General features: G+C 71.4%; 14 protein-coding genes. 11 read left to right on the top strand and 3 right to left on the bottom strand.

Annotated elements, in window-relative coordinates; genetic code table 11:
• The first annotated feature begins 53 nt into the window (after positions 1-53).
• The 10 genes from sufD (at position 54) to AB0411_RS34755 (ending at position 7,577) form a co-directional block, all read left to right on the top strand.
• The gene (gene sufD / locus AB0411_RS34800) at positions 54-1,238 is read left to right on the top strand and encodes a Fe-S cluster assembly protein SufD (protein WP_366421237.1); all 1,185 of its coding nucleotides are present in this window, start codon (positions 54-56) and stop codon (positions 1,236-1,238) included.
• The gene (locus AB0411_RS34795) at positions 1,235-1,552 is read left to right on the top strand and encodes a non-heme iron oxygenase ferredoxin subunit (protein ID WP_018091858.1); all 318 of its coding nucleotides are present in this window, start codon (positions 1,235-1,237) and stop codon (positions 1,550-1,552) included. The genes sufD and AB0411_RS34795 overlap by 4 nt, the downstream gene beginning before the upstream one ends.
• 7 nt (positions 1,553-1,559) lie before the next feature.
• Positions 1,560-2,324 (top strand): Fe-S cluster assembly ATPase SufC, encoded by a 765-nt coding sequence (gene sufC / locus AB0411_RS34790; RefSeq protein ID WP_366421236.1) that lies wholly within the window; start codon positions 1,560-1,562, stop codon positions 2,322-2,324.
• Positions 2,321-3,577 (top strand): cysteine desulfurase, encoded by a 1,257-nt coding sequence (locus tag AB0411_RS34785; RefSeq protein WP_366421235.1) that lies wholly within the window; start codon positions 2,321-2,323, stop codon positions 3,575-3,577. The genes sufC and AB0411_RS34785 overlap by 4 nt, the downstream gene beginning before the upstream one ends.
• Before the next feature lie 20 nt (positions 3,578-3,597).
• A complete protein-coding gene (sufU, locus tag AB0411_RS34780) occupies positions 3,598-4,056 on the top strand; it encodes a Fe-S cluster assembly sulfur transfer protein SufU (RefSeq protein WP_030411905.1) in 459 nt (152 codons plus the stop codon).
• Positions 4,053-4,388, top strand: coding sequence for a metal-sulfur cluster assembly factor (locus AB0411_RS34775; RefSeq protein ID WP_086718002.1), 336 nt, complete (start codon positions 4,053-4,055; stop codon positions 4,386-4,388). Before sufU ends, AB0411_RS34775 begins: the two co-directional genes overlap by 4 nt.
• Before the next feature lie 128 nt (positions 4,389-4,516).
• Entirely contained in the window at positions 4,517-4,837 is a 321-nt protein-coding gene (locus tag AB0411_RS34770) for a DMT family transporter (protein WP_366421234.1), read from the top strand.
• Positions 4,837-5,376 carry a TetR/AcrR family transcriptional regulator gene (locus tag AB0411_RS34765; RefSeq protein ID WP_366421233.1) on the top strand — a complete coding sequence of 180 codons (540 nt, stop codon included), beginning with the start codon at positions 4,837-4,839 and terminating at the stop codon, positions 5,374-5,376. The genes AB0411_RS34770 and AB0411_RS34765 overlap by 1 nt, the downstream gene beginning before the upstream one ends.
• A gap of 115 nt (positions 5,377-5,491) precedes the next feature.
• On the top strand, positions 5,492-6,487 hold the full coding sequence (gene dapD / locus AB0411_RS34760) for a 2,3,4,5-tetrahydropyridine-2,6-dicarboxylate N-succinyltransferase (RefSeq protein WP_366421232.1): 996 nt from the start codon (positions 5,492-5,494) through the stop codon (positions 6,485-6,487).
• A gap of 139 nt (positions 6,488-6,626) precedes the next feature.
• A complete protein-coding gene (locus AB0411_RS34755) occupies positions 6,627-7,577 on the top strand; it encodes an EI24 domain-containing protein (RefSeq protein WP_366421231.1) in 951 nt (316 codons plus the stop codon).
• Here AB0411_RS34755 and dapA read toward each other — a convergent pair.
• The 3 genes from dapA to AB0411_RS34740 all read right to left on the bottom strand — a co-directional run bounded on the left by dapA (position 7,486) and on the right by AB0411_RS34740 (position 10,715).
• Positions 7,486-8,445 carry a 4-hydroxy-tetrahydrodipicolinate synthase gene (dapA, locus tag AB0411_RS34750; protein WP_366421230.1) on the bottom strand — a complete coding sequence of 320 codons (960 nt, stop codon included), beginning with the start codon at positions 8,443-8,445 and terminating at the stop codon, positions 7,486-7,488. The two genes, AB0411_RS34755 and dapA, sit on opposite strands and share 92 nt — an antisense overlap.
• A 157-nt stretch (positions 8,446-8,602) precedes the next feature.
• Positions 8,603-8,752, bottom strand: coding sequence for a hypothetical protein (locus tag AB0411_RS34745; RefSeq protein ID WP_167392758.1), 150 nt, complete (start codon positions 8,750-8,752; stop codon positions 8,603-8,605).
• A gap of 124 nt (positions 8,753-8,876) precedes the next feature.
• Positions 8,877-10,715: an endonuclease/exonuclease/phosphatase family protein gene (locus tag AB0411_RS34740; protein WP_366421229.1), complete on the bottom strand. Its 1,839-nt coding sequence runs from the start codon at positions 10,713-10,715 to the stop codon at positions 8,877-8,879.
• A gap of 246 nt (positions 10,716-10,961) precedes the next feature.
• On the opposite strand from AB0411_RS34740, the gene AB0411_RS34735 reads away from it, so the two are divergent.
• Positions 10,962-12,479, top strand: a complete 1,518-nt coding sequence (locus AB0411_RS34735; RefSeq protein ID WP_366421228.1) for a hypothetical protein — start codon at positions 10,962-10,964, stop codon at positions 12,477-12,479.
• Positions 12,480-12,638 lie beyond the last annotated feature (159 nt).

Here is a 12,638-nt window from a genome sequence, read left to right as displayed (position 1 = left end):
GCCCCCAGCAGCGACTGACTCTCTGATTGCAGAAAGCGAGCACTACGACAGCCATGGCTGAGGCTCAGAACATCCCGGCGGGTTCCACGACCACCGGCTCCCTTGCGGTGGCCGCGGAGTCCACCGTCGCCACCCGGATGAGCGCCCCGCCGTCCTACGACGTGGCGGACTTCCCGGTGCCGCACGGCCGCGAGGAGGAGTGGCGTTTCACCCCCCTCGCGCGCCTGAAGGGCCTGCACGACGGCAGCGCCGAGGCCGGCGGCCCCGACCTGAAGATCGACATCACCGCTCCCGAGGGCGTCACCCACGAGCTGGTCGACCGCGCCGACCCGCGGGTCGGCAAGGCCGGCAAGCCCGTCGACCGGGTCGCCGCCCAGGCGTACAGCTCGTTCGAGAAGGCGTCGGTGATCTCGGTCCCCAAGGAGGCCCGGCTCGCCGAGCCGATCCGGATCAGCGTCCACGGCGAGGGCGGCACGGCCTACGGCCACCAGGTCATCGAGCTGGGCGCGTTCGCCGAGGCCGTCGTGGTCATCGACCACACCGGTGACGCGGTGCTCGCCGCCAACGTCGACTACCTCCTCGGCGACGGCGCCAAGCTGACCGTCGTCTCCGTCCAGGACTGGGACGACCACGCGGTCCACGCGGGCCAGCACAACGCCCTCGTCGGCCGGGACGCCAGTTTCAAGTCCGTGGTCGTCACCTTCGGCGGCGACCTCGTCCGCCTGCACCCGCGCGTCACCTACGCGGGCCCCGGCGGCGAGGCCGAGTTCTACGGTCTGTACTTCACCGAGCAGGGCCAGCACCACGAGCACCGTCTCTTCGTCGACCACGAAGCGACCAACTGCCGCTCCCACGTCGTCTACAAGGGCGCGCTGCAGGGCGACAACGCGCACGCCGTGTGGATCGGCGACGTGCTGATCCGGGCCGCGGCGACCGGCACGGACACCTACGAGCTCAACCGCAACCTCGTCCTCACCGACGGCGCGCGGGTCGACTCGGTGCCCAACCTGGAGATCGAGACCGGCGAGATCGTCGGCGCCGGCCACGCCTCGGCGACCGGCCGCTTCGACGACGAGCAGCTCTTCTACCTGATGGCCCGTGGCATTCCGGCCGACGAGGCGCGCCGGCTGGTCGTCCGCGGCTTCTTCGCCGAGCTGGTCCAGCAGATCGGTCTCCCGGACGTCGAAGAGCGTCTGATGAGCAAGGTCGAGGCCGAGCTGGAAGCGGCCGCGGCATGACGTACGTACGCGCAGCGGCGCTCAGCGAGCTGGAGGAGGACACCCCCAAGCGGGTGGAACTCGACGGCACGCCCGTCTCCCTGGTCCGCACCGAGGGCGAGGTGTTCGCGATCAACGACATCTGCTCGCACGCCAACGTCTCCCTCTCGGAGGGCGAGGTGGAGGACTGCTCCATCGAGTGCTGGCTGCACGGTTCGAGCTTCGACCTGCGCACCGGCAAGCCGAACGGCCTTCCCGCGACGCGCCCCGTCCCCGTATACCCCGTAAAGATCGAAGGGGACGACGTGCTCGTCTCCGTCACCCAGGAGTCCTGAGTTCCCCATGGCAACGCTTGAGATCCACGACCTGCACGTCTCCGTCGAGGCCGAGAACGGCCCGCGCGAGATCCTGAAGGGCGTCGACCTGACCGTGAAGCAGGGCGAGACGCACGCCATCATGGGCCCCAACGGCTCCGGCAAGTCGACCCTCGCCTACTCCCTTGCGGGTCACCCCAAGTACACGATCACCGGCGGCACCGTCACCCTCGACGGCGAGGACGTCCTGGAGATGTCCGTCGACGAGCGCGCGCGGGCCGGCGTCTTCCTCGCCATGCAGTACCCGGTCGAGGTGCCCGGCGTCTCCGTCTCCAACTTCCTGCGCACCTCCGCGACCGCGATCCGCGGCGAGGCCCCCAAGCTGCGGCTGTGGGTCAAGGAGGTCAAGGAGGCCATGGAGCGGCTCCAGATGGACCCCGCCTTCGCCGAGCGCAACGTCAACGAGGGCTTCTCCGGCGGTGAGAAGAAGCGCCACGAGATCCTCCAGCTGGAGCTGCTGAAGCCCGCGATCGCGATCCTCGACGAGACCGACTCCGGTCTGGACGTCGACGCGCTGCGCACCGTCTCCGAGGGCGTCAACCGCGTCCGCGAGACCGGCGAGGTCGGCACCCTGCTGATCACCCACTACACGCGCATCCTGCGCTACATCAAGCCCGACCACGTCCACGTCTTCGCCAACGGCCGCATCGCCGAGTCCGGCGGTGCCGAGCTCGCCGACAAGCTGGAGGCCGAGGGCTACGAGGAGTACACGAAGGGTGGCGCAACCGCGTGACACAGCTGCCGGGCCTCCTCGACACCGAGGCGATCCGTAAGGACTTCCCCATCCTGGATCGTCAGATCCACGACGGGCGGAAGGTCGTGTACCTGGACAACGCGGCGACCTCGCAGAAGCCGCGTCAGGTTCTCGACGCCCTGAACGCCTACTACGAACGTCACAACGCCAACGTCCACCGCGGCGTGCATGTGCTCGCCGAGGAGGCCACGGCGCTGTACGAAGGCGCCCGCGACAAGGTCGCCGCCTTCATCAACGCGCCGAGCCGCGACGAGGTGATCTTCACCAAGAACGCCTCGGAGTCGCTCAACCTCGTGGCCAACATGCTCGGCTGGGCCGAAGAGCCCTACCGCGTGGACCGCGAGACCGAGATCGTCATCACGGAGATGGAGCACCACTCCAACATCGTGCCGTGGCAGCTGCTCTCGCAGCGCACCGGCGCGAAGCTGAAGTGGTTCGGCATCACCGACGACGGCCGCCTCGACCTGTCCAACATCGACGAGATCATCACCGAGCAGACGAAGATCGTCTCCTTCACGCTGGTCTCCAACATCATGGGCACCATCAACCCGGTCGAGACGATCATCCGCCGCGCCCAGGAGGTCGGCGCGCTGGTCTGCATCGACGCCTCGCAGGCCGCCCCGCACATGGTGCTGGACGTCCAGGCGCTGCAGGCCGACTTCGTGGCCTTCACCGGCCACAAGATGTGCGGCCCGACCGGCATCGGTGTGCTGTGGGGCCGCCAGGAGCTGCTGGAGGACCTCCCGCCGTTCCTCGGCGGCGGCGAGATGATCGAGACCGTCTCGATGCACTCCTCGACCTATGCGCCCGCGCCGCACAAGTTCGAGGCCGGTACGCCCCCGATCGCCCAGGCCGTCGGCCTCGGCGCGGCCGTGGACTACCTCGCCTCGATCGGCATGGACAAGATCGCCGCGCATGAGCACGCGATCACCGAGTACGCCGTCAAGCGGCTGCTGGAGGTCCCCGACCTGCGCATCATCGGCCCGAGCACGGCCGAGGACCGCGGGGCGACGCTCTCCTTCACGCTCGGTGACATCCATCCGCACGACGTCGGCCAGGTGCTGGACGAACAGGGCATCGCGGTCCGCGTGGGTCACCACTGCGCGCGGCCGGTGTGCCTGCGCTTCGGAATTCCTGCGACCACGCGAGCGTCGTTCTATCTGTACTCCACCCCGGCCGAGGTCGACGCCCTGGTCGAGGGCCTGGAGCACGTCCGCAACTTCTTCGGATGAGGACGAGGACTGACTGAGCCGTGAAGCTGGATTCCATGTACCAGGACGTCATCCTGGACCACTACAAGCACCCGCACGGGCGCGGTCTTCGGGACGGCGACGCCGAGGTGCACCACGTCAACCCCACCTGCGGCGACGAGATCACGCTGCGCGTGCGGCTGGACGGCGCGACGATTGAGGATGTGTCCTACGAGGGCCAGGGCTGCTCCATCAGCCAGGCCAGCGCGTCGGTGCTCAACGACCTCCTGGTCGGCAAGGAGCTCGGCGAGGCGCAGAAGATCCAGGAGACGTTTCTGGAGCTGATGCAGTCCAAGGGGCAGGTCGAGCCGGATGACGCCATGGAGGAGGTGCTGGAGGACGCGGTGGCGTTCGCCGGCGTCTCGAAGTACCCGGCGCGCGTGAAGTGCGCGCTGCTCAGCTGGATGGCCTGGAAGGACGCCACGGCCAAGGCCCTCTCCGAGGAGGCGAAGACCGCATGACCGACACCCCGACCACCACCAAGCCGGCGTCCGAGGAAGAGGTCCGCGAGGCACTGTACGACGTCGTGGACCCCGAGCTGGGCATCGATGTCGTCAACCTCGGGCTGATCTACGGCATTCACGTCGACGACGCCAACATCGCCACCATCGACATGACGCTGACCTCCGCGGCCTGCCCGCTGACCGACGTCATCGAGGACCAGGCGAAGTCCGCCACGGACGGCATCGTCAACGAACTCAAGATCAACTGGGTCTGGATGCCCCCGTGGGGCCCGGACAAGATCACCGACGACGGCCGCGAGCAGCTCCGCGCGCTGGGCTTCAACGTCTGACGAGATCCCCCGAGCAACACGGCCGTGCCCGCCAGCCACCACTGGCGGGCACGGCCGTTTCGCGTTGCGGGGCACGGGACGCGCACGCGTATGTACACCCGTACGCATCGTTGTGTACGCTCGTACGCATGGTCTATGTGACGCTCGCCGCCGCGATCCTCTCCGAGATCCTTGCGACCTCCGCGATGAAGTACAGCGACGGCTTCAGCCGGCTGTGGCCGTCGCTGGCCACCGGGGTGGGGTATCTGGTCGCCTTCGCGCTGCTGGCCCAGACGCTCAAGTCGATGAGCGTCGGGACCGCGTACGCGATCTGGTCCGGTGCCGGGACGGCGGTGATCGCGGCGATCGGGATGGTGTTCCTGGGGGAGAGTGCCAGTGCGCTGAAGGTCCTGGGGGTGCTGCTGGTGATCGCCGGGGTCGTGGTGCTCAATCTGGACGGGGCGCACTGATGGCCCGGCGCTACGACCCGAACCGGCGGCAGCGGATCATCGACGCGGCGATCGCCGTGGTCGGCGAGCGCGGTATCGCCGGGCTCAGCCATCGCTCGGTGGCGGCCGCCGCGGATGTCCCGCTCGGCTCGACCACCTACCACTTCGCCACCCTGGACGAGTTGCTGGTCGCCGCGCTGCGGCAGTCCAACGTCGTGTGCCTGGCCGGCTTCGCGCGCTGGGTGGACGGCATCGACCCGGCGGCACCGCTCGCCGAGGAGGTCGCGAGGCTGGTCGAGGACACGCTGACCGGTGACCGCCGGCGGATGGAGCTGGAGTACGAGCTTTATCTGGCGGCGCTGCGGCACGAGGCGGTACGGCCGATCGCCGCCGAATGCCTGGACGAGATGGTGCGGCTGCTCGGGCAGCGGATCGGCGACCTGCGCACGGCGCGGACGGTGGTGGCCCTCACCGACGGGCTGGTGTTGCAGCACCTGCTGACCGGGCAACCCTTCGACCCCGACGCGGTGCGGGCCGGACTGGCCGGGGTGCTGGGGTGAGCTGTCGGCGGGCCGGTGTGCGGGGCCTGGTGGAGGGGCGGATGCGACCGTACGGCCGGGCCCGGTCGCTGAGACCGGTTCGCCTCGACGGGCGCCCTCCGGTTAGGTTTCGGATATGACCGATGCTGCTGTTTCCGCTTCCCCTCTCACCGGCGCCGTCGCCGCCGGGCTCGCCACCGTCACCTCCGACGGCACCGTTCTGGACACCTGGTTCCCGGCGCCCGAGCTGGTGGGCACGCCCGGCCCGGCCGGCACCGAGCACCTCGACGACGCGCGCGCCGCCGAACTGCTGGGCGCCGCCGTGCTCAAGGCGATCGGTCCCGACCCGGTCCGTGGTGTCGAGGTCGTCGCCGTCCGTACGGTCATCGCCTCGCTCGACGACAAGCCGCTGGACGCGCACGACGCCTACCTGCGCCTCCACCTCCTCAGCCACCGCCTGGTCAAGCCGCACGGGCAGAACCTGGAGGGCCTCTTCGGGCTGCTGGCCAACGTCGCCTGGACCTCGCTGGGCCCGGTGGCCGTCGACCAGGTGGAGACGGTGCGGCTGAACGCCCGCGCCGAGGGGCTGCACCTGGCGGTCACCAGCATCGACAAGTTCCCGCGGCTGACCGACTACGTCGCGCCCGCCGGGGTGCGGATCGCGGACGCCGACCGGGTGCGGCTGGGTGCGCACCTCGCGGCCGGTACCACCGTCATGCACGAGGGCTTCGTCAACTTCAACGCCGGGACGCTGGGCACCTCCATGGTCGAGGGCCGGATCAGCGCGGGCGTGGTCGTCGGCGACGGCTCCGACATCGGCGGCGGCGCCTCCACCATGGGCACCCTCTCGGGCGGCGGCAAGCAGATCATCTCCATCGGCCGGCGCTGCCTGCTGGGCGCCGAGTCGGGCATCGGCATCGCGCTCGGCGACGAGTGCGTGGTCGAGGCCGGGCTGTACGTGACCGCCGGTACCCGCGTCACGCTGCCCGACGGCCAGATCGTCAAGGCCCTGGAGCTCTCCGGCGCGGACAACATCCTCTTCCGCCGCAACTCCACCACCGGCACCGTCGAGGCCCGTCCGAACAAGGCGACCTGGGGCGGCCTCAACGAGGTGCTGCACAGCCACAACTGAGGCCATGGGCCGGGCCGGTCGTGCGGCCGGCCCGGCACGGCAGCGTCAGCGGCCCGGCGGGAGACCCGCCGGGCCGTTTCGGCTGCCGCCCCCGCCGCCCCGGTCCCCGCGCCGCCCGGACGCCGATAGGCTGTGTGCCATGCGTGATCTTGTAGCGGGGATGCGGTATCTGGGCAAGGGGCAGCGCTGGGTCGCCCAGCACGGCCGGTGGTGGGGCTTCGGGCTGATCCCGGCGCTGATCGCCCTGGTGCTGTACGCGGCGGTGCTGACCGTGCTCGCCCTCTGGTCCGGCGACATCGCCGCCTGGGCGACGCCGTTCGCCGACGGCTGGGGCGCGCCCTGGCAGGGGCTGCTGCGCGGGGTGTTCGTGGCGCTCTTGATCGCCGGCGGGCTGATGCTGTCGGTGCTGACCTTCACGGCCGTCACGCTGCTGATCGGCGACCCCTTCTACGAGTCGCTGTCGGAGAAGGTCGAGGAGTCCGAGGGCCACTGCCCGCCGTCCCCGGACCGGCCGCTGTGGCAGGAGATCTGGATCGCCCTGCGGGACAGCGTCCATGTGCTGCTGCGGGCCGCGGGCTTCGGGATCCTGCTGTTCGTCCTCGGGTTCGTGCCCTTCCTCGGGCAGACCGTGATCCCCGCCGTCGGCTTCTGCGTCTCCGGTTTCTTCCTCGCCGTCGAGCTGACCTCGGTGGCCATGCAGCGCCGGGACGTGCCGGTGCGGGAGCGGCTGCGGCTGCTGCGGGGCCGCAAGGGGCTCGCGGTCGGCTTCGGCACCCCGGTGGTGCTGCTGTTCCTGATCCCCTTCGTCGCGGTCGTGCTGATGCCGGGCGCGGTGGCCGGTGCCACGCTGCTGGTGCGGGACCTGATGGCGGACGAGGAGGAGCCGCCCGCACCGGAGCGGGGCGAGGGAGCCGCAGCGCAGGGCCCGGCCGCCGGCGCGCCGTACGGGCAGCCGGGCGCACCGGGTGGCTTCGGTCCGGCCCCCGCAGCGTTCCCCGCTAGCCAGGGACAGCCGCAGGCACCGCAGCAGTATCCGCGTCCGCAGTCCGGTCCAGGGTCGTCCGCAGCGCGTCCACCAGCCGGCCGGTGAGGTCGGCGTCCGCCGCCAGCAGCGGGCCGCGGACCGGGCCGGCGGGCAGGCCGAGGTGGTTGAGCAGCGCCTTCGCGGTGACCGTGCCGGGGGCCTGGCCGCCGGTCAGCTGCTCGACGAGCGGGACCAGCGCGAGCTGACGGCGGGCCGCCCCGGCCGTGTCGCCGGTGTCGAAGGCGTCCAGGACGGCGCGCACCGCCCGCGGCGCGGCGTTGGCGGCGGTGCTGACGCAGCCGGCGCCGCCGAGCGCGCGCAGCGGCAGGATCTGCTCGTCGCAGCCCGCGTAGTAGGCCAGGTCCGTCGCGGCCAGGACCTTCGCCGACTTCAGCAGGTCGTAGCCGCAGTCCTTGACGGCCGCGATCCGCGGATGGGCGGCCAGCCGCAGCAGCGTGTCCGTGGTCAGCGCGATGCCGGTGCGGCCCGGGATGTCGTAGAGCATCACCGGCAGTCCGGTGACGTCCGCGACCGTCCGCAGGTGGTGGGCGACGGCCTCCTGGGTGGGCCGTGAGTAGTAGGGCGTGACCACCAACAGGCCGTGTGCGCCCGCCCGTTCGGCGCTGCGGGCGAGGGTGACGGAGTGCCGGGTGTCGCTGGTGCCGACCCCGGCGGTGATCCGTGCCCGGTCGCCGACGGCCTCGATCACCGCCCGCAGCAGGGCCTCCTTCTCGGCGTCCGAGGTCGTCGGGGCCTCCCCGGTGGTGCCGCTCAGCACCAGTGCGTCGCAGCCGCCCTCGTCGACGAGGTGGGTGGCGAGCCGCTGGGCGCCGTCGGTGTCGAGCGCCCCGTCGGCGGTGAACGGGGTGATCATGGCGGTCGCGGTACGGCCGAAGGGCGATGCCGCGACCGGGGGTGCGAGGGGGGCGGGCATGGTCTCCCTGCCGGGGGTCTGGGGGCGCCTCATATGTCACGTCCACTTGGTTGTGCCGGCTGGTTCCTCGAACAGCGCTCCGTCCGGTGCGGGGCCGGAACGCGGAAGCGGCCGCCGCGCCTTCCGGTGCGACGGCCGCTCGGGCATCACAGGCCCATCACGCGCCAGTCAGGCCGTTCCGCGAACGCTTCAGGTCCTGGGTCCGCTCGGTTGCGGACTCCTCCGACGACTTCGGCTTCCGCTGGTCGGTGCGCCTCTCGGCGGCACGGTCCTTGTTGCCCGACTTACGGTTCTGGGACTTCGGCATGATGACTCCCTATGTCTCGCCGAATGGTTCTTACATGCCCAGTACCGCACCCCCCGCGGCAGTCGGCCCCCCGGCGTGGGCCAGGCGGGTGACAGGAGGGTCACACGGGGTGATAGGCCGAGGATCACGGCTTGATGCGCAGGACCTGCGGATCGTGGTCGCTGGCCTGGTCCGCGTACTCGGCGTTGATGTGCACGATGTCGTAGTCGGCCCGGGTCAGCGGACGGCTGGTGAGCATGTGGTCCAGCACCTGCGAATTGCCGTTGTAGACATAGCCGTAGCGCTCCGCCGCGGGCAGCCGGCGGACCTGGTCGGTGAGCACGCCGCCGGCGGTGAGGTTCTTCAGCGCCGGTGAGAACTCGTAGTCGTTGAGGTCGCCGGCCACCACCACACCGGCCTTCGGGTCCTTGGCCAGCAGGTCCTTGACGAAGGTGTTGACCAGCCGGGCCTGGGCGGTGCGCTGGGTCTCGGAGCTCCGGGCCGGGGGCTGGAAGCGGCTGTCCAGGCTCTGGTCGCCGCCCTTGGAGTTGAAGTGGTTGGCGATCACGAACACCCGGCTGCCGGGGCGGCTCTTGGCCGAGAACTGCCCGACGAGGGGCTTGCGGCTGTCCTTCCACGCCTCCTCGGCGGGCGCGATCCGGCCCGGGGACGCGGACAGCGTCGCCTTGCCGTGGTCGTCGACCACCTTCACGGGGGTGGTGGCGTCGCCGCCCTTGATGTCCGTGAAGGACGCCCGGTCGGGGTTGAACAGGAACGCCGTCCGGATGTTGCCCCCGGGCTGGCCGCCGTCCTGGTCGTTGGCCGGGTCGATCTGCCGCCATTCGTACGCGGGGCCGCCGGCCGCCTTGATGGCGTCGGTCAGCTTCTTGAGCGTCTCCCCGGCGGTCACCACCCCGTTGTCCTTGGCGCCGCTGTCGTCCTGGACCTCCTCCAGCGCGACGACATCGGGCGAGGACAGGTTGTGCACCAGCGCCTTCGCCAGCCGGTCGAACTTGGCCTGCGGGGTGGTGGGGGCGAGGTTCTCGACGTTGTAGGTGGCCACCGCCAGCTCGTCGGACTTCTGCTTGCGGGTGGTCTCCGGCGCGGGGCCGTGGTCGGCGAGGGCGCCCAGCTCGGTGGCCTGGAGCGTGTAGCCGCCGAAGTTGTCGTAGTCGAGCGGGCCCGCGGTGGTGCCGGTCAGCGCGTCGCCGACATCGGCCACCGGGAAGGGGCGCTCGGCGAACGGGATCAGCGACGTCACCTTCACCCGGCCGCCGTTGGGGTCCGCGTACGAGCGGTAGAGGGTGCCGCCGCGGGCCGTGCGGTGGTGGCGGGGCTCGGCGGTCACCCACAGCTCGTGGTGGGTGTTGGTCGCGCCGACGACCGGGGCGTCGGCGACCGCGACGCGCATGCCCTCCAGGGACTCGTAGCGGTCCAGGGCGTACGAGCCGGGGCGCAGCTTGAGGGACTCGATGCTCTTGCCGCCCGCGGAGGGGGCGTAACGGTTCGGCACCGAGGCCGGGTTGAGCTTGAAGGCGGCCGGCAGCGGGGCGCCGGAGGAGTCCGTCTTCCAGGTGGCGTCCGTGATCTCGGTGACGGACTGCAGGCCGGCGTCCTTGCCGCCCGGGTAGTACTCGCTGACCGTGCCGGAGAAGGTGATCGCGTCGCCGACGGCGACCTTCGGCGTCTCCTTCCCGGTGTAGACGAAGACCGCCTCGCTGGTGGCCGGGTTGCGGTCCGGGTGCGGGTCCTGCACCCAGAAACCGCGCGCCGAGCCGAACGACCGGATCGCGGTGACCGTGCCGGGCACCTCGCTGACCTGCTGTCCGGCCAGCGGGGATATTCGGGTGCTGCCCTGGATGTCGTGGATGCGCGCACCGGCCGCCGAGGCGGACTGGGTGGCGGTGAGCAGTCCGCCGGCCAGGGCGGCACAGACCACCGCGCTGACGGCGACCGGTGTGCGGAGCGAACGACGGGACGGCATGCATGCCTCCGAGGGTGATGGGGGGTGGTCGTGCAGCGTGCCTACGGGTCGGTAACCAGCACGCTACGCGCGTCAATCTCTTGTGCACGGAGGGGAGTTGTCAAGCTTTCTCCCGATGACCGGGAGGGGGCGCGTGGGTGAAGCGTCCGAGTTACGGCGAATTCCGTCTACGCTTGGTCGGCGCACTCCCCAGCCACCGCGGGGAGGTACCCCCAGCCGTAGTCCGTCCGAGGAGCTGAACACCCGATGTCCGCAGACCGCCCCACCCTGCCGCCGGTGCGGCTGCACTCCGAAGCGGAACTGGCCAGGGACGCGCTGAGCACCCCGCTGCTGGCCCGCGCCGCGAAGCTGGCCCGCTGGGCCGAGCGGGGCGTCCCGGTCGGCGTCGGCGGCCAGATCCTCGACGAGCCGCTGGCCGCCGCCACCGAGCACCTCGGCCTGGCCGGCGACGAGGACGGCGCCGCCTACACCGCCGAGGCCTGGCAGCTGGCCGTGGACACCGGACTCGTGGAGATCGAGGAGACCGCCGACAGCGAGGACGGCGACGACCTCCCCGACGATGCCGCCGCCGGCACCGCCACCCCCGGCGAGGAGCTCGGCCTGCTCACCTCCGGCAGCCCCCAGGACATCCTCGACATCTGGCTCGGCGGCATGGAGACGGTGCTCGCCGACGCGGCCGCCCCCGACCTCGCCGACCTCGCCGACCAGCTCACCGAGGGCGGCGAACTCGACCTGGACGCCATCGACTGGAACCCGGAGGAGGAGGCCGAGCTGCTGGACGGCATCCTCGGCAACCTCTACCTGCTCACGGCCCTGAACGAGAACCCCGGCCAGGACGTCCCGCTGCCCGCGCTCGCCGCCTCCATGATCGTCCCGGACGACATGGACGAGCCCACCGACGACGTCCTCGAAGAGGTCTCCGAGGCGATGATGCGCCTGGACGACCAGTTCCGGGTGCTGGAGCCGATCGGCCTGGTCGCCTACCGGCCCGTCGACGAGGCGCTCATCGAGGAGCTGGACGAGGACGGCGAGACGGTCCTCTCCCCGGGGGCCTCCGGGGACGGCTCCGGCGCCGAGCCGCTGTCCGAGGAGGACGTCTCCCGCTACGGCCTGGTCCGCCTCACCCCGCTCGGCGTCTACGGGGTGCGCGCCCGGATGCTGGACGCGGGGGTGCACGCCCCGGCCGTCGGCGACCTCGCCGACAAGGGCGCCGACGTCCTCCTGGACGCGCTGCCGGACTACCCCGAGGCGCTCGCCCAGGCCGAGTCCGAGCAGTGGCTCGCCGCCCGTACGCCCCTGGACGCCGCCCGGGACCTGCTCACCGCCGCCCGCGGCGACGACGACCGTGCCCCGCGGCGCCGGCTGGCCGCCCAGCAGACCCTCTCGCTGGTCTCGCCGGACGCCGAGGCCGCACTGCGCGAGGTGCTCGACGACCGGCAGCTCGGCGGCCTGGCCCGGGTCTGGCTCGCCGAGCGCGCGCTGCCCGGCATCCCCGAGCCCTCCCAGGAGCTGATCTTCTGGCTGACGGTGGACACCATCGCGGCGCAGCTGGACAGCGCCGACGAGGACGCCGCGGACGAGCTGCGCGACCTGGTGCAGGGCCTGACCGAGCAGCACAGCGGGTTCTTCGACACGGCCTGGCGGGTGGACCACCCGGCCACCGCCGACGTCCTGGAGGCCATGGGCCGGCTGCACCCGGACAAGAAGGCCGCCAAGGAGGCCCGCAAGGCCGCGTTCAAGGCGCGCTCGCGGCAGTCCGGCTGACGCGGACACCGGACACGGCCGGGGCGGATCGCCGCCCCCGGGGCCGGTCCGGCGGATCACGGCCCGTCCGGCCGCGGTCCGCCGGACCGGCCCCAACTGCTTCCTGGATGTCGCGCGGCGTTCAACTGGAGTTCGGCGACGCACGAGAGCGTGTGCGGC

The sequence above is a fragment of the Streptomyces angustmyceticus genome (genome assembly GCF_040701845.1).
Classification (GTDB): Bacteria; Actinomycetota; Actinomycetes; order Streptomycetales; family Streptomycetaceae; genus Streptomyces; species Streptomyces angustmyceticus_A.
The sequence above is the reverse complement of the archived record's forward strand: the minus strand, read 5'-3'. Positions and strand labels throughout refer to the sequence as shown.

Bases quoted from the DNA above. Each gene is read 5' to 3' on its own strand.
- sufD (WP_366421237.1), top strand. From the start codon at position 54: ATGGCTGAGGCTCAGAACATCCCGGCGGGTTCCACGACCACCGGCTCC.
- AB0411_RS34795 (WP_018091858.1), top strand. From the start codon at position 1,235: ATGACGTACGTACGCGCAGCGGCGCTCAGCGAGCTGGAGGAGGACACC.
- sufC (WP_366421236.1), top strand. From the start codon at position 1,560: ATGGCAACGCTTGAGATCCACGACCTGCACGTCTCCGTCGAGGCCGAG.
- AB0411_RS34775 (WP_086718002.1), top strand. From the start codon at position 4,053: ATGACCGACACCCCGACCACCACCAAGCCGGCGTCCGAGGAAGAGGTC.
- AB0411_RS34770 (WP_366421234.1), top strand. From the start codon at position 4,517: ATGGTCTATGTGACGCTCGCCGCCGCGATCCTCTCCGAGATCCTTGCG.
- AB0411_RS34765 (WP_366421233.1), top strand. From the start codon at position 4,837: ATGGCCCGGCGCTACGACCCGAACCGGCGGCAGCGGATCATCGACGCG.
- dapD (WP_366421232.1), top strand. From the start codon at position 5,492: ATGACCGATGCTGCTGTTTCCGCTTCCCCTCTCACCGGCGCCGTCGCC.
- AB0411_RS34755 (WP_366421231.1), top strand. From the start codon at position 6,627: ATGCGTGATCTTGTAGCGGGGATGCGGTATCTGGGCAAGGGGCAGCGC.
- dapA (WP_366421230.1), bottom strand. From the start codon at position 8,445: ATGCCCGCCCCCCTCGCACCCCCGGTCGCGGCATCGCCCTTCGGCCGT.
- AB0411_RS34745 (WP_167392758.1), bottom strand. From the start codon at position 8,752: ATGCCGAAGTCCCAGAACCGTAAGTCGGGCAACAAGGACCGTGCCGCC.
- AB0411_RS34740 (WP_366421229.1), bottom strand. From the start codon at position 10,715: ATGCCGTCCCGTCGTTCGCTCCGCACACCGGTCGCCGTCAGCGCGGTG.
- AB0411_RS34735 (WP_366421228.1), top strand. From the start codon at position 10,962: ATGTCCGCAGACCGCCCCACCCTGCCGCCGGTGCGGCTGCACTCCGAA.